Below are 15,904 nucleotides of genomic sequence, written 5' to 3' on the forward strand. Positions count from 1 at the left end.
ATTACTTGGTGCGCAGAACTTCGACGCCGGGCAGGGGTTTGCCTTCCATCCATTCAAGAAATGCGCCACCGGCGGTCGAGACATAGGTGAACTGACCGGCCACATGGGCCTGGTTGAGGGCCGCGACGGTGTCGCCGCCGCCCGCGATCGAGATCAGCTTCTTGGCCTTGGTGCGCTCGGCGGCATGCTTGGCGGCGGACATCGTGCCGCGGTCGAAGGGCTGCATCTCGAAGGCACCGAGCGGTCCGTTCCAGACCAGCGTCGCCGCATCGTCGATGGCGGCATGGACACGCGCGATCGACTGCGGACCGACGTCGAGGATCATGCCGTCGGCCGGGATCGCGTCGAGGCCATAGGCGTGCGAAGGCGCGTTGGCCGCGAAATGATAGGCGACGGTGGCGTCGACCGGCAGGATGATGGCGCAGTTGGCGGCTTCCGCCTTCTCCATGATGCGCAGCGCAGTCGCGGCGAGATCCTTCTCGGCCAGCGACTTGCCGATACCGACGCCCTGGGCGTGCAGGAAGGTGTTGGCCATGCCGCCGCCGATCACCAGCGCGTCGACCTTGGTCACGAGGTTTTCGAGCAGGTCGATCTTGGTCGAGACCTTTGCGCCGCCGATGATCGCGATGACGGGCTTGGTCGGTGAGCCCAGCGCCTTCTCCAGCGCGACCAGCTCGGCCTGCATGGTGCGGCCGGCATAGGCCGGCAGCTTGTGGCCGAGGCCTTCGGTCGAGGCGTGGGCGCGGTGCGCGGCCGAGAACGCGTCGTTGACCCAGATGTCGCCGAGTTTTGCGAGCTCCGCGACAAAGGCCGGATCGTTCTTCTCTTCCTCTTTGTGGAAGCGGGTATTTTCGAGACAGAGAATGTCGCCGTCCTTCAAGCCGGCAACGGCCGTGGCGGCGGGCTCGCCGATGCAGTCGTCGGCGAAGGCGACGGGCTTCTTCAGGACCTTCGCGAGCGCCTCGGCAACCGGCTTGAGCGAGTCCTTGGCATCGCGCCCTTTCGGCCGGCCGAAATGCGCGAGCAGGATGACCTTGCCGCCCTTGTCCGAGATTTCGGTGATGGTCGGCGCGACGCGCTCGAGCCGGGTCGCGTCGCTGACGCGCCCGTTGTCCATGGGCACGTTGAGATCGACGCGCAGCAGCACGCGCTTGCCCTTCACGTCGACGTCGTCGAGGGTGCGGAATGATTTCGTCATTGGAGGCCCTTGTCCCGGGCGCACCGCGGCGCGTAGTGCCGCTGTGCAGAACCGGGACCCACGTTGCGGCGAGTCCCGCGGTTAAATGGGTCCCGGCTCTGCGACGCAGCGTTTCACGCTGCATCGCGTCCGGGACACGAGAGCGTTGTTAGATCACCTTCGCGAACGCAACGGCGGTGTCCGCCATGCGGTTCGAGAAGCCCCACTCGTTGTCGTACCAGGACATCACGCGCACCAGCGTGCCGTTCTGCACCTTGGTCTGGTCCTCGTGGAACGTCGAGGAGTGCGGGTCGTGGTTGAAGTCGATCGAGACGTTCGGCGCGCTGGTGTAGCCGAGGATGCCCTTGAGCTGCTGCTCGGAGGCGCGCTTCATCGCCGCGTTGATTTCCTTGACGTCGGTGGCGCGCTTGGCGACGATCTTGAGGTCGACGACCGAGACGTTCGGGGTCGGCACGCGGATCGCGACGCCGTCGAGCTTGCCCTTCAGTTCCGGCAGCACGAGGCCGATCGCCTTGGCGGCGCCGGTCGAGGTCGGGATCATCGACATCGCAGCCGCACGGCCGCGATACAGATCCTTGTGCATCGTATCGAGTGTCGGCTGGTCGCCGGTGTAGGCGTGGATCGTGGTCATGAAGCCGGTCTCGATGCCGACGAGGTCGTTCAGCACCTTGGCGATCGGCGCGAGACAGTTGGTGGTGCAGGAGCCGTTGGAGACGACCAGATGTTCCCTGGTCAGCGTGTCGTGGTTGACGCCGTAGACGATGGTGGCGTCGGCGCCGTCGGCGGGCGCGGAGACCAGCACGCGCTTGGCGCCGGCGGTGAGATGCGCGGAGGCCTTGTCCTTCGAGGTGAAGATGCCGGTGCATTCCATCGCGATGTCGACGCCGAGATCCTTCCAGGGCAGCTTCGAAGGATCGCGCTCGGCGGTCACCTTGATCTTGCTGCCGCCGAGGCTGATCGAGTCACCATCGACGGTCACGGTGCCGGGGAAACGGCCATGGACGCTGTCGAAGCGAAGCAGATGGGCGTTGGTCTCGACCGGGCCGAGGTCATTGATCCCGACGACCTCGATGTCCTTGCGGCCGGACTCAGCGATAGCCCGCAGGATGTTACGGCCAATGCGGCCAAAACCGTTAATTCCGACGCGGACTGCCATGTTTCGTCTCCTTATGACCGTTCAATGACGGGTGTTCGATAACGCCAATCATCCCGCACAACGCGCTTAGCGCGCCTGCGAGGGTTTTTTTAGGGCGGACGCCCGGTTCAGCCGGGCGGTGCTTGATCATATGAGGAGTTACGTAGTCCTTTTTTTTGGCAAGCTCAACTCTCAGGAAACGCGCTTCAGCACGGCGTTCACCGCAGCCTCGGCGGTAATCCCGAAATGCTGGAATATCTTGTTGAGAGGGGCGCTGGCACCGAACGAGTGCATGCCGATAAATTCGCCATCCTGGCCGATCACGGCGTCCCAGCCCCAGCGCACCGCGGCCTCGATCGCGACCTTGATCGGTGCGTTCCCGATGATCTCGTCGCGGCGCTCCTTTGGTTGCGCTAGCAAGAGCTCGAGCGATGGCACGGAGACCACCCGTGTCGGAATGCCGCGCTCGGCGAGCTGCTTCTGGGCGGCCACGGCCATCTCGACCTCCGAGCCCGAGGCGAAAAGCGTCGCCTTGGCTTCACCCTGCGCGGCCACCAGTTCGTAAGCCCCGTACCGGCAGGGGCTCTCGTTCGGCGCCGTCGTGCGAAGCTGCGGCAGGTTCTGCCGCGTCAGCGCCAGCACGGTCGGGCCGTCGATGCGGTTCAGCGCGAGCTCCCAGCATTCGGCGACCTCAATGGAATCGCAGGGGCGGAACACGCGCATGTTCGGAATGGCGCGAAGCGCGGCGAGATGCTCGACCGGCTGATGGGTCGGGCCGTCTTCGCCGAGGCCGATGGAGTCGTGCGTCATCACGTAGACGACGCCGGCGCCCATCAACGCGGCAAGGCGCATTGCGGGCCGCGCGTAGTCGGTGAACACCAGGAAGGTCGCGCCGTTCGGCGCAAAACCGCCGTGCAGGAAGATGCCGTTCATCGCCGCGCACATGCCGTGCTCGCGGATGCCGTAATGGATGAAGCGGCCCTTCGGCGTCTTGGCGGAGAAGGCGGTTGCCGACTTCGCCTTGTTGTTGTTGGAGCCGGTGAGGTCGGCCGAGCCGGCCAGGAACTCCATCGGCATTGCGCCGGCAATGACTTCGATCACGGCTTCGGAGGATTTGCGGGTGGCCGCGGTCATCGGCTTTTCCAGCAGCTCCTTCTTGTAGGCGCGCACTGCCTTGGCGAGCGCGGCCGGACGCTCATGGCGCAGCCGGCGTTCGAACTCGGCGCGCTTGCGGCTGCCGAGCTCTCCGAGCCTGCCTTCCCATTCCTGCCGGGTTGCCGCGCCGCGGCTGCCTGCCGCGCGCCACGCCTTCAGCACGTCGTCGGGCACCGAGAACGGCTCGAGTGAGATGCCCAGGTTTTCCTTGGCCGCCTTGAGTTCGTCCGCGCCGAGCGCCTCGCCGTGCACCTTGTTCGTGCCGGCCTTATGCGGCGCGCCGTAGCCGATGGTGGTGCGGCAGGCGATCAGCGTCGGCTTGTTCGACTTCTTCGCGCGGGTAAGCGCGGCTGCGATCGCGCCCTGGTCCTGGCCGTCGATCTTCTCGGCGGCCCACCCGCACGCCTTGAAGCGCTTCACCTGGTCGACCGAATCCGAGAGCGAGGTCGGGCCGTCGATCGAGATGCCGTTGTCGTCGTAGAGCACGATCAGCTTGTTGAGCTTCCAGTGCCCGGCCATCGCGATCGCTTCCTGCGAGATGCCTTCCATCAGGTCGCCGTCGGAGGCGATCACATAGGTGTGGTGATCGACGATCTTCTTGCCGAATTCTGCGGCGAGCATCTTTTCAGCGAGCGCCATGCCGACCGCGGTCGAGATGCCCTGGCCGAGCGGGCCCGTGGTGGTCTCGATCCCCTTGGTGTGGCCGTGTTCGGGATGTCCCGGCGTCAGCGATCCCAGCTGGCGGAAGTTCTTGAGCTGGTCGATCGTCATCTCGGGGCTGCCGATCAGATACAGCAGCGAATAGAGCAGCATTGAGCCGTGCCCGGCCGAGAGCACGAAGCGGTCCCGGTCCGGCCAGTCCAGCGCGGTGACGTCGAATTTCAGGAATTGCGTGAACAGCACGGTCGCCATGTCGGCGGCGCCCATCGGCAGGCCCGGATGACCCGATTTCGCCTTCTCGACGCCGTCCATGGCAAGGCCGCGGATCGCATTGGCCATACGGTTGTGATCGACCTGCGTCATGTCTGAAAATCCGTCTGAAATGAGGCGCTTGTGGCTGTATTTAGCCGCGCCGGAAGGAGCCTTTCGGCCGCTGGGGTCGCGGCTGGGATAGCATCTCGGTTCCAGCAGGCCAAGGCAATCAAACGCCGATTTGGCCGTAAAAGTTGCTTAGCAGTGCATAGTTTCGCGGTGGCGTTGCGCTTCCCTAGCTTGCCACGTAAATTTCTGCTTCTAACCGCTTGCCGAACCGAGTCTTTTGCCGGACGGCAAGCTCCAGGAAAAGCCCAAGGAAAAGCCCACGGGCAAGACCACGGGCAAGGCCACAGGTTCCGCCGCTGACTGCATGAACGATCGCCTTTCCAACAGCTCTGCCATGACGGAGTCCTCTGCCGTCGAGATCGAGATCGCGACCCGCAGGCTCATGGCGGCGCTCGACTCGCTCGAAAGCGCGGTGGAGCGGCGACGCGACGCCGATCGCGACGAGAACGAGCTTGCGGCGCGGATCCAGGCGCTGGGCGCGGACCGCTCGCGGCTTGCCGACGAGCTCGATGGCGCACTGGTGAAGGCGCGCAAGCTCGAGCGCTCCAGCCGCGAGATCTCCGATCGGCTGGATTCCGCGATCGTCACGATACGCTCGGTGCTCGATACCGGAGAGGACGGATGAGCCACATCAACGTCACCATCAACGGCCGGCAATACCGCATGGCCTGCGAGGAGGGCCAGGAGGTGCGGCTGCTCAAGCTCGCCGAAAGCCTGGAGACGCGAATCCAGTCGCTGCGCGGAAAATTCGGCGAGATCGGTGATGCCAGGCTCACCGTGATGGCGGCGCTGACCGTCTGCGACGAGCTGGTCGACGCCGGCAACCGCATCCGGACCATGGAGCAGGAGCTGACCGAACTGCGGGATTTCCGCAACGCCGCCGTCGAGCGCGCCCGGTTGACCCAGACCGCAGTGGTGAATGCGCTGAACTCGGCCGCCGAACGCATCGAGAAGTCGACCCAGGTCCTGAACCGGACCGTCGGCAACGGGATCGCTATCGGCTGAAGGACGGTTTCCTTGTGGCCCATCCTTCGAGACGCCCACTTTTGGCGGGCTCCTCAGGATGAGGTCTTGTTTCGCGGTAAAATCTCAAACCCTCATGGTGAGGAGCCCGCCCAGGCGGGCGTCTCGAACCATGCAGGCCCGGAATTTTCGCCACATCCGGGCGGCCGCGTGGGATCGCTATGGCGATTCGTCAGCATCGTTGTTACATTGCCCAAGCGAGGCTGCGACGCGCGTCAGGAGCCATTATCCCCGGGGCCTTATCGATCCTTTAGGGAACTGTCCCTGGCCGGGCCCGTGGGCCCGGACATATGGTGCCCACCTACTTTCGTAGGGAACTCCGGGATCGAGTGCTTCAACGGCGTTCGCGGCTTCGCACTTTTGTCTGCTTGGTTTGTGCCTGTTGAAACGACTGCGGCCAATTCAACAGGTGTCATGCCCCGGCTTGACCGGGGCATCCAGTACGCCGCGGCCTTTGTGTGAATCACCACCGCCTCTGGAATACTGGATCACCCGCCTTCGCGGGTGATGACCGCGGGACCCAGCGCATGACCAACTCCAAAGCCGAACTCCGTGCCAAAGCCCTCGCGGCGCGCGATGCGCTGAGCGAAAAGAAACGCACCGCCGCCGCCGCCAAGCTCGCCAAGCGCGGGCTGCCGTTCCAGCTCCTCCCTGGCAGCATCGTATCAGGCTATTCGCCGATCCGCAGCGAGATCGATCCGATGCCGCTGATGAAGAAGCTCGCCGAGGAGGGCGCCAGGCTCGCGCTGCCTTGCGTCACCGCGCGCGGCCAGTCGCTGATCTTCCGCATCTTCCATCCGAACGACCGGCTAATGATGGGCCCGCTCGGCATTCCCGAGCCGTCTCCTGGGGCCGCTGAAGTCATTCCGGACATCATGCTGACGCCGCTCGCGGCCTTCGATCGTCTCGGCCATCGCATCGGCTATGGCGCGGGGCACTACGACCACACCTTCGCGCATTTGCGAAAAGGCAAGAACATCGTCGGCATCGGGCTCGCTTTTGCAGCGCAGGAGATCAAGGCGGTTCCGGCACTAGCCCACGACGTGGCGCTGGATTATGTGCTAACGGAATCGGACATATTCGATTTCCGGAGTTCTGAAGTTGCGCATTCTATTCGTGGGTGATGTCGTCGGCCGTGCCGGGCGCAACGCCATCGCCGAATATCTGCCCGGCATGGTCAAGGACTGGTCGCTTGATTTCGTCGTCGTCAACGGCGAGAATTCCGCCGGCGGCTTCGGCATCACGGAAGCGATCTATCAGGAGTTTCTCGACGCCGGCGCCGACGCGGTGACGCTGGGCAATCACTCCTGGGACCAGCGCGAAGCACTGGTGTTCATCGAGCGCGCGGAGCGCCTGGTGCGGCCGGCGAACTATCCGCGCGGGACGCCCGGCCGCGGCGCCGCGTTGGTCGAGACCAAGAACGGCAAGCACGCGCTCGTCGTCAACGCGCTCGGCCGCGTCTTCATGACCCCGTTCGACGATCCCTTTGCAGCGCTGGAGCGCGAGCTCGGCGCCTGCCCGCTGGGCATAGCCGCGGACGCCATCGTCGTCGATTTCCATTGCGAGGCGACCAGCGAGAAGCAGGGCATCGGCTTCTTCTGCGACGGCCGCGCCAGCCTCGTCGTCGGCACCCACACCCATGTGCCGACCGCCGACCACCAGATCCTGTCGGGCGGCACCGCCTACATGACCGATGCCGGCATGACCGGCGACTACGACTCCATCATCGGCATGCAGAAGGAAGAACCGCTGCGGAGGTTCACGTCGGGCATTCCATCCGGCCGCTTCGAGCCGGCGGCGGGTGCGGCGACGTTGAGTGGCGTGGCCGTGGAGACCGACGACGCGACGGGCCTCGCGCTGCGGATCGCGCCAGTGCGTGCTGGCGGCAGGCTGGAGCCGACGACGCCGAAGTTCTGGCTGAGCTAGCTCCGCAAACTCAGTGTCGTCCCGGCGAAGGCCGGGACCCATACCGCGTGATCTATCGGTCGCGGACGGTGGCAATCCCGAACGACCAGTCTTCGCCAAACTCCTGCCAGTGGTTATGGGTCCCGGCCTTCGCCGGGACGACGCCGGAGGGTGATGCGCGAACCTTGCATCACTCCGCTGTCTGCTCCCGCAACCCCGCCACATCCTTCGCCGTCAGCTTCGAGCCCTTCGCACCGAACCGTGCGGTGACATAATTCGCCACCGCCGCGATCTCGTCGTCGCTATACGCGTTGCCGAACGCCGGCATCGACAGCGCACCATCCGGCGTATGCCGCTTGGTGCCTGAGATCACGATCTGCGCGACGTTGGTGGCGGCGGGGTCGTTGACGGCCCAGGTGCCGGTCAATGTCGCCATCGGTGAGACCGGGCTCTCGCCGCTCCAGCCGTGGCAGCTGGCGCAGGCACTGGCGAACACCTTCTTGCCGCGTGCATCCGCCGTGACGCCGTCCTTGTGCGAGGCGGGCCCGACGGGCGCCGTGGTCGCGGGCAGGTCGGGCGAGGGCACGGGCGGCACGCTGCGCAAATAAGCAACGATGCTGCTTATGTCTTCGGGCGCGAACTGGCTAAAACTGTGGTCGACGGCTTCGCCCATCGGACCCGAGGCCGAGCCATGGCCCGGCGCATGGCCGAGCGACAGATAGGAGATCAGGTCCTCGTCACGCCAGCTGCCGAGGCCCGTGGCCTTGTCCGACGAGATGTTGAAGGCGCGCCAGCCGGCCGTGATCGCGCCCGCAAATTTCTTGCGGTTGTCGAGCGCAAAACCGAGATTGCGCGGCGTATGGCATTCGCCGCAATGCGCCAGCGCTTCGGCGAGATACGCGCCTCTGTTCCACTCCGGGCTCTTCGAGGTATCGGGCGCAAAGCGCGTGTCCGGATTGAACACGGCGGACCAGAACAGCATCGCCCAGCGCTGGTTGAACGGGAACGACAGCGTGTTGTCCGGCGCCTTCGCGCGCACTGCCGGCAGGCTGAACAGATAGGCCTTCACCGCCAGCACGTCCTCGTCGGTCATGAAGGTGTAGGACGTGTACGGCATCGCCGGATAGAGCCGCGCGCCGTCACGGCGCTTGCCGTGCTGGACCGCGCCCAGGAAATCCTGGTCGCTGTAATTGCCGATGCCGGTGTCCTTGTCCGGCGTGATGTTGGTGGAATAGAGCGTGCCGAACGGCAGCTTGAAGGCGAGCCCGCCGGAATAGTCCTTCTCGCCCGGCTTGGTGTGGCAGACCATGCAGTCGGCCGCCTTCGCGAGGTATTCGCCGCGCTCGACCAGGCTCGCCTTCTCGAGCTTCGCCGGCACGCCCGTGGGTTTGCCGGCCCGATAATCCGCCAGCGCCACCTTGGGGCCGCCGGCGAAGTCGAGCGGGCCGGGCCCGCGGATGATCCAGACGCCTGATACCACCGCGACGATGGCGATCACAATGAGACTTGTGAGGATACGCATCTTGCCGCTCATGCCTTTTTCCCCGCAGCCAGCAGTTTCCGATCGATCGGCAGGCGCCGCAGCGCCACGCCGGTTGCCGCGTAAATCGCGTTGCGCAGTGCCGGCGGTCCGGCCGTCGTGCCGGTCTCACCAATTCCGCCGGGTGCCTCGCCGCTCTTGACGACGTGAACCTCGATCTTCGGCGTCTGGTTGATCCGCAACATCCGGTAGTCATTGAAGTTGGACTGCTGGACGCGCCCCTTGTCGATGGTGATCTCGCCGTAGAGCGCGGCGGTCAGGCCGAAGATCAGCCCGCCCTCGACCTGAGCCACGATCGTATCTGGATTGACGGCGATGCCGGTATCCACCACCGAGGTCGCACGGCGCAGATTGATCTCGCCTTGCTCGTCGACCTCGGCCTCCACGACGGTGGCGATGAAGCTCCCGAAGGACGGCTGCAGGCACACGCCGCGCCCGGCGCGCGCCGGCAACGGCTGACCCCAATTGGCTTTCTCTGCCGCGAGATTGAGGACCGACAGGAAGCGTGGCTGATTGGCCAGCATGCCCCGGCGAAACTCGACCGGATCCTTGCCCGCCTTGCGCGCCAGTTCGTCGATGAAGCATTCGACGGCAAACACGTTGTTGTTGGGGCCGACCCCACGCCAGAACCCGGTCGGTATCCCCGGCGGCTCGGCCCGCACATATTCGACGTGGAAGTTCGGGATCTCGTAGGGCACGTCGGTGGCGCTGTCGACCGCGTCGATATCGACGCCCTTCTGGAACGCCGGCGGCAGCCAGCGCGCGATGATCGCAGCGCCAGCAATCTTGTATTTCCAACTGGCGATCTTGCCGCCCGACAAGGTCGCTGCGATCGTATCGCGATAGACCGGTCGATAGACGTCGTGCTGAATGTCTTCCTCGCGGGTCCACACCACCTTGACCGGCCCGTCGACCTGCTTGGCGATGCGAACGGCCGCGACCACCATGTCCGGCTCGAGCTTGCGGCCGAAGCCGCCGCCGAGCAGGTGCTGGTTGACGGTCACCTTCTCGACCGGGAGCCCGGCGGCCTTGGCCGCCTCCGACTGCACGCGCGCCATGATCTGCGTTCCGGTCCAGATATCGCAGGAGTCGGGCTTGCAATGCACCGTGGCGTTCAACGGCTCCATCGTTGCGTGGGCGAGAAACGGCAGTTCGAACGACGCCTCGAATTTTTCGCCGCTCGCGAGGCCCTTGGTGATGTCACCGGTGGATTTGGCGACCACCCCGTCCTTTGCGCTGGCAGCGCGCAGATCGTCCCAGATCGCTTTCGAATTGAGCTTTGCGTTCGGTCCCTCGTTCCACTCGATGTCGAGCGCATCCAGGCCTTTCTTCGCCGCCCACATGTGGTCGCCGACGACGGCGACGAGATCGTCGAGCACGACGATCTGCCGCACGCCCGGAATCTTCTTCGCGGCACGGTCATCGACCTTGCCGACCTTGCCGCCGAAAACCGGGCACTGCGCCAGCGTCGCGAACTTCATGTCCGGCACGATGGCGTCGATGCCGTAGACTGCCTTGCCGTTGACTTTGTCGGGTGTGTCGAGCCGCTTGAACGGCTGGCCGATATAGACGAAATCCTTGGGGTCCTTGAGAGGGACGTCCTTGGGCGGCGTCTGGCTGCTTGCGGCAGCCGCGAGCGCCCCGTAGGCGAGCGTCCGGCCGCTCGCCTTGTGGGTCACCGCACCCTTCGAGGTCGTGCAACTGCTGGGATCGACGTTCCATTGCGCGGCTGCCGCCTGCACCAGCATGGCGCGCGCGCTGGCGCCGGCTTCGCGCAGCGGTTTCCAGAACGCCCGGACCGACGTGGAGCCTCCGGTCGCCTGAATGATGAAAATGGGATTGCCGTAGAGCTTCTCGTTGGCGGGGGCGTGCAGCAGTTGGACCTTCGACCAGTCCGCGTCGAGCTCTTCCGCCAGGATCATCGAGACCGCGGTGTAGATTCCCTGTCCCATCTCGACCTGCGGCATCACCAGCGTGGTCAGACCTTCAGGATCGATGCGGATGAAGGCATTCGGCGCGAACTTGCCGTCGGTCTTGTCCTCCGGCTGCACCGGCTCGTTGGGGGCGGCGCGCAGCGGCAGATGGAAGGCGAGCAGGAAGCCGCTCGCGAGGCCGCCGGTCAGAAGCGCGCGGCGGGAAACGTTATTCTGTGCATTCATGGCGAACCTCAGGACTGGCCGTTGGCGGCGTGCTTGATCGCCTCGCGGATGCGGACATAGGTGCCGCAGCGGCAGATGTTGCCGGCCATCGCGGCGTCGATGTCGGAATCGTCAGGATTGGGCGTTGCCGCCAGCAGCGCGGCGGCAGCCATGATCTGGCCGGACTGGCAATAGCCGCACTGGACCACTTCCGCATCCAGCCAGGCCTTCTGCACCTTCGCGCCCGCAGGCGTGCTGCCGACATGCTCGATCGTCGTGATCGCGCGGTTCGCGACGGAGCTCACCGGCAGCACGCAGGAGCGCACCGCCTTGCCGTCGACGTGCACGGTGCAGGCGCCGCACTGCGCGATGCCGCAGCCGAACTTGGTGCCGGTCATCCCGAGGATGTCGCGCAGCACCCACAGCAACGGCATGTCCGGTGGCGCGTCGAAGGATTTGGTTTCGCCATTGATGGTGAGAGTTGTTGCCATATGCATCCCCTTGCTCGCCGGATCGCTTACGGCGATCTAGTCAGCGAATTTGCGCGCGACAATAATCATGCCGATGCGAAATGATGAAGCGTCGTAATTTCTGGCAATGCATATTTGCGCAGCGAGCGCGTCACGCCATGACGTTCACGAATTCGTGCGGCGATCGCTGCAGTGATTTCGGGCTAATTGATATGATAATCGTCATTTTCTGACGAATTTTCTTCACATGGGTCATTGATCGCGGCAGATGACCGTGCGAATGCGCAAAATCATGCGATGACGAAAGTCGTGCGATTATGAAAGTTGGTCGACGGCGAGCACGGTGCAGTTCCGGACGCGATCAATCGCAACGGCACATTGTGCCCTCTCCCCTTGTGCGAGAGGGCAGCGACGCCGGTAGACGCAGGCTCCCCCGGGTGAGGGGTCTGTCTCCGCGTACAATCCTCCCACTTTCCGAAGTAGCGTTTTCCGATGGCGCAGGGGCGCCATTGGCGGACGGTCATCGCTAGCGTTTGCGCGCACGGAGGGCCAAGCCGCGCTATCGCGTCGCTACGGATTAATAGGCGCAAATATAGTTCCCGTACGCATCGTAGCAACTGCGGCGGTACGCAGCAGTGCCAAGGGCAGCCGCGCCTACCGCTGCCGCTCCTACACCGTAGCCCCGATAGCCATAGCCGCGATAGCCGCCCCGATAGCCGTAGCCCCGGTAACCTGCGCCGCGCACCGCAACAGCGCCGCCGCCTCGCGGTCCTCGAACTGCGACCGCACTGCCGCGATAACCGCCGCCACCCCGATAGGCACCTCCGCCGCGCCGGGCCTCCGCATCATCGGGGATCAAGCAGGCGATGAGCAAAACGAAAGCGGCAAGAGAAGCGAGAATGAAGCGGAGCATGACAGAAACCCTTCCATGAATTCCTTAAGCCCCGTTCGCGAGATTGCGGCTCTTTCTGCGCAGGAGGTTGATGTAGATCAATCGAACCCGCGCACTGCTGGCGCGCGGCACAGGTTTACCCACGATGGATTAAACCTCCCAGTTTCTTGAGGTTAGGACGGGCAACGGCTCGAACCATCACCGCGTCATTGTCACCACGGCGGCAGGCGACGGGACGGCAGGCACCGCACCGATAGCACAAGGCGCGCGACCGCCGCGAGAGCGGCAGGCATCAGCACGACCGGACGATCCCGTCGAAGCTGAAGTTCAGCATGGCACAAACTGCATATTGCCCAGCGTTGATCTGCAACAAGGCATGCCGAAATTGCATCTTCCCAGTGTCACCCGGTTGGATAACATCCGTGCATGGATGGGGGCACGATTTACCGCGAGAACTACGAGGAATGTCGAGCTGAGGCGGCCAAGGCTAACAGCCCATCCAGCAAGGCACAGTGGCTGTTGTTCGCCGACGAGTGGCTAAGGCTGGCCTTGGCCGCCGAGGCCAAGTCGCAACACGACACGGGCAATCCGGTCGCAGCTAATTAAGGCCGCTTTAGGCAAACCGGTCGGGCAGCGCCGGAGGAGCGCAGGACGCTTCTTTGATTTGCGTCAACGTCAGCATCCTTTGCGCTCACGCTATGTTTGTTCAGCCGCACCTGAGGCGGCTCCCCGTCATCGAGGACCGGCGACCAAGACCGGGCGATCACGGCATGAAACACACTTGGTACGTCACCTTTGAAGTGCCGCAGGATGGCACGTTGTCAAAACGGCGACATCCGCGCTTAACCAAGACTTTTGAGACCGAAGCTGCGGCTAAGGATTTTGCGCGAACCAAATTCAACGACGGACTGATTGTCACTGCGGGGACCATCATCCCTCACGTTCCGAGAGTGGCGATACCGTCAGTGGATATTCCAGCGTGGCTCGGAAGCGCGCGCCAAGTTGATCCAGATCAATAACTCGGCTTGCAACGATAATGACATGCTCCGTGGCAGGAAACCGGAGCAAGGAAATGGATCAAGGTTCAAACGCCAAGCAGGTCTGTCGGCGCAGCGCACTCGCTTTTCTTGGATGCGCGGCTGCATTTGGAGTTGCCGCCTCGTCAGCAATTCTGACGGCGTCTGAGGCGGAAGCCCAAGCCACCACCACGCCTGCCACGCCAACGACGCCGCCCGCAGACGCGGTGAAGTCTGGCACGGAGCGGCGTCAGGAACGGCGAAGCGGACGCATAGAACGACGACAGGAACGCCGCACGGGACGCGCCGAGCGGCGTCAGGAACGGCGCACCGGGCGCGACGAGCGGCGGGATGCTCGCGACGGCACCACCACCGGCGCCGCGACCGAGCAGAAGAAGTAATCGTCCATCGGGGTAACAACAGCATCGGCCCGCGGCAGCGCCGCAGGAAGGCCGTGCATCGCGCCGCCAGCCCAGGGCCACAGAACCGGGCAAAGGCGGGCAGCGCATCAGCCCCCACGCGCCGCGATCTGCCGGGCCAGATCCCACCCGAGACGACGCGCGCGATCAGGAACCGGGCGCAAGGGGCACTATACGGACACCGATATCGGTTTGCTCTTTGTGTCGGTCAGTTACATAGAGCCGCATATTCCCACAAGGGGAGAAGGGAAGGGGAGAGGATGGAAATTTCGGAATAATAGCATCCTACGCCTGTTTTGCCCGACGGCGCAACGGGGCACACGAGGCGCCTAGATCGACGGATTCATCAGGCGCTCATGCCATTGATTCTGCTCGCCCCGGCTACTGTGCATGGGGTTGTTTTTCAGGTTTTTTTTATTCAAGGGCCGCAGGAGTGACCGTCAGCTCTGCCGGAAGCCCATCCGGAAGGCGCCCCAGTGCTTGCCGCGGATCATGATCGGCGAGGACAGGTCCTTCATCAGCACGAACTGCCCGCCGCCCATGTCGCGGCGATAGGTCTGGAGCAGGAACGGCTTGGTGTTGGCCGCGACCTTCTTCACCGCGCGATCGGTGAACAGGCGGCGGTTGCGGCAATTGGCGTTGTTCCAGACCGGGTCCTTGCCCTGCGGCAGGCGGTAGTTCGGGTTGTGCGTCGGCAGATAGCCGCCCTTGGCCCAGGCGACGCAGAACACGATGCGGGAATCGGATTTCTGGATCGGATCCTGGATCGCGGGCAGCACGCGGTCGGTGAATTCGACATAGTTGGTGTTGTACTGCTTGGGATCGGTGCCGGGGATTTCCCGGTAGTTCTCGTCCATGAACTGGTCGAGCGTGATCTCGCCGCGGACGATTGCGGCTTCGAACTCGTCCGAGATCCGTTTTGCGGTCTCGACGACGACGCGGATCAGCGGGGCATCCGATGTCTCGACGCCGCTGTCGGCGATCAGTGCGATCAGGCCTTCGGACGTGTCGAGCAGTTTTGTCACGCGCTGATCGGCGTTCTTGAGATCGCGCGAGGAGAGGTCGACGCCCTTGGCGAGCTCGTTGAGCTCGCTGATGACGGTGTCGCAGTGTCCGAGATTGGAGGTCGCCGCGCGCGTGACGCTGCCGATCTCCGCTTCCACGGAGGCGAAGCCCTGCTGGACCCGCGAGATGATGCCGGATATCTGCTGGGCGCCTTCGCCGGCGGTCTTGGCGCGCTGCGAGGCGTCGCTGCTCTCCCCGATCAGGCCTTCGATCTGACCGTCGAGATCGCGCACGGTGTCGGAGATCTGGTGCGTGGCCTGACGGGTGGCTTCCGCGAGGTTCTTCACCTCGCTTGCGACCACCGCGAAGCCGCGGCCGGCATTGCCGGCGCGTGCCGCCTCGATGGTGGCATTGAGCGCGAGCAGATTGGTCTGCTTCGCGATCGCCTCGATCGAGCCGGAGACCTTCGCCACCTGCGCCAGCGCCGAGCCGACGGCGCTCAAGCGCGCCTCGATCCGCTCCACCGCGGAGACGAGCTCGGCGATGTGGCTGACCGCGGCGTCGACTGCGCCGCGCGACTGCGCGATCTCGCCGACCGCCGCTGACGTGGTCGTTTGCACCGCCTGTGACGCATTGGCGATGTCGTGGTTGGCCGACACCATCGTCTCGGCGGTTTCCTGAAGGTGATGGAACCGATCCGACTGGTTCGCGACGCGGTTTGCGACTTCCTGGACGTTGCCGGCAATGTCGGCGAGTTCCACGCCGAGGCCGCCGATGCGGTCGGCGAGCTGATCGATCAGCCGTTCGGCAAGCGTTCGGTTGGAGCCGGTGTCCAGTACTGCAAGTTGTGCGACGGACATGTCTTGAGAGTCCTCCAGTCAGAGCCGTTCGCCGGCTCTCCGCGGCATTCCCATTCCAATTCCGGTCTTAAGAGGTGATTCGCGCTTTGGTGTCTTGCCTGAGCGCG

At 64.4% G+C, this 15,904-nt stretch carries 13 protein-coding genes and 1 other RNA gene; 7 read left to right on the plus strand and 7 right to left on the minus strand.

The features are described 5' to 3' along the window. Position 1: 1 nt before the first annotated feature. The 3 genes from JQ591_RS03335 to tkt form a co-directional block, all read right to left on the minus strand. The gene (locus JQ591_RS03335; protein ID WP_211394613.1) at positions 2-1,198 is read right to left on the minus strand and encodes a phosphoglycerate kinase; all 1,197 of its coding nucleotides are present in this window, start codon (positions 1,196-1,198) and stop codon (positions 2-4) included. Positions 1,199-1,346: 148 nt separating this feature from the next. Further along, positions 1,347-2,354, minus strand: a complete 1,008-nt coding sequence (gap, locus tag JQ591_RS03340; RefSeq protein ID WP_211394614.1) for a type I glyceraldehyde-3-phosphate dehydrogenase — start codon at positions 2,352-2,354, stop codon at positions 1,347-1,349. Between the two features lie 171 nt (positions 2,355-2,525). Next, positions 2,526-4,511, minus strand: a complete 1,986-nt coding sequence (gene tkt / locus JQ591_RS03345) for a transketolase (protein WP_211394615.1) — start codon at positions 4,509-4,511, stop codon at positions 2,526-2,528. Positions 4,512-4,833: 322 nt separating this feature from the next. Here tkt and JQ591_RS03350 point away from each other — a divergent pair, with 322 nt between their 5' ends. The 5 genes from JQ591_RS03350 (at position 4,834) to JQ591_RS03370 (ending at position 7,478) form a co-directional block, all read left to right on the plus strand. After that, positions 4,834-5,154 (plus strand): DUF4164 domain-containing protein, encoded by a 321-nt coding sequence (locus tag JQ591_RS03350; protein WP_211394616.1) that lies wholly within the window; start codon positions 4,834-4,836, stop codon positions 5,152-5,154. Further along, a complete protein-coding gene (locus tag JQ591_RS03355; RefSeq protein ID WP_007599950.1) occupies positions 5,151-5,534 on the plus strand; it encodes a cell division protein ZapA in 384 nt (127 codons plus the stop codon). The genes JQ591_RS03350 and JQ591_RS03355 overlap by 4 nt, the downstream gene beginning before the upstream one ends. Positions 5,535-5,749: 215 nt before the next feature. After that, positions 5,750-5,909, plus strand: a non-coding RNA gene (ssrS, locus tag JQ591_RS03360) — 6S RNA. A 170-nt stretch (positions 5,910-6,079) separates the two neighbouring features. Further along, complete coding sequence (locus JQ591_RS03365) at positions 6,080-6,676, plus strand: 5-formyltetrahydrofolate cyclo-ligase (protein ID WP_211394617.1); 597 nt, start codon at positions 6,080-6,082, stop codon at positions 6,674-6,676. After that, complete coding sequence (locus tag JQ591_RS03370; protein ID WP_166517682.1) at positions 6,654-7,478, plus strand: TIGR00282 family metallophosphoesterase; 825 nt, start codon at positions 6,654-6,656, stop codon at positions 7,476-7,478. Before JQ591_RS03365 ends, JQ591_RS03370 begins: the two co-directional genes overlap by 23 nt. Positions 7,479-7,647: 169 nt before the next feature. Here the strand turns inward: JQ591_RS03370 and JQ591_RS03375 are convergent, their stop codons facing one another. From JQ591_RS03375 to JQ591_RS03385, 3 genes are read right to left on the minus strand one after another with little or no spacing between them, the layout of a single operon-like run. After that, positions 7,648-8,991, minus strand: coding sequence for a c-type cytochrome (locus JQ591_RS03375; RefSeq protein ID WP_211394618.1), 1,344 nt, complete (start codon positions 8,989-8,991; stop codon positions 7,648-7,650). Beyond that, positions 8,988-11,156, minus strand: coding sequence for a xanthine dehydrogenase family protein molybdopterin-binding subunit (locus JQ591_RS03380; RefSeq protein WP_211394619.1), 2,169 nt, complete (start codon positions 11,154-11,156; stop codon positions 8,988-8,990). The genes JQ591_RS03375 and JQ591_RS03380 overlap by 4 nt, the downstream gene beginning before the upstream one ends. Before the next feature lie 8 nt (positions 11,157-11,164). Beyond that, on the minus strand, positions 11,165-11,626 hold the full coding sequence (locus JQ591_RS03385; RefSeq protein WP_211394620.1) for a (2Fe-2S)-binding protein: 462 nt from the start codon (positions 11,624-11,626) through the stop codon (positions 11,165-11,167). Between the two features lie 1,297 nt (positions 11,627-12,923). Between JQ591_RS03385 and JQ591_RS03390 the strand changes: the two genes are divergently transcribed. Both JQ591_RS03390 and JQ591_RS03395 read left to right on the plus strand, forming a co-directional pair. Continuing rightward, positions 12,924-13,103 carry a hypothetical protein gene (locus tag JQ591_RS03390; protein ID WP_211394816.1) on the plus strand — a complete coding sequence of 60 codons (180 nt, stop codon included), beginning with the start codon at positions 12,924-12,926 and terminating at the stop codon, positions 13,101-13,103. A gap of 164 nt (positions 13,104-13,267) precedes the next feature. Then, entirely contained in the window at positions 13,268-13,516 is a 249-nt protein-coding gene (locus JQ591_RS03395) for a hypothetical protein (RefSeq protein ID WP_211394621.1), read from the plus strand. Positions 13,517-14,372: 856 nt separating this feature from the next. Here the strand turns inward: JQ591_RS03395 and JQ591_RS03400 are convergent. Further along, positions 14,373-15,797, minus strand: a complete 1,425-nt coding sequence (locus JQ591_RS03400; RefSeq protein ID WP_211394622.1) for a methyl-accepting chemotaxis protein — start codon at positions 15,795-15,797, stop codon at positions 14,373-14,375. Positions 15,798-15,904: the final 107 nt, after the last annotated feature.

The organism is Bradyrhizobium canariense (genome assembly GCF_018130465.1).
Lineage (GTDB): Bacteria > Pseudomonadota > Alphaproteobacteria > Rhizobiales > Xanthobacteraceae > Bradyrhizobium > Bradyrhizobium canariense_C.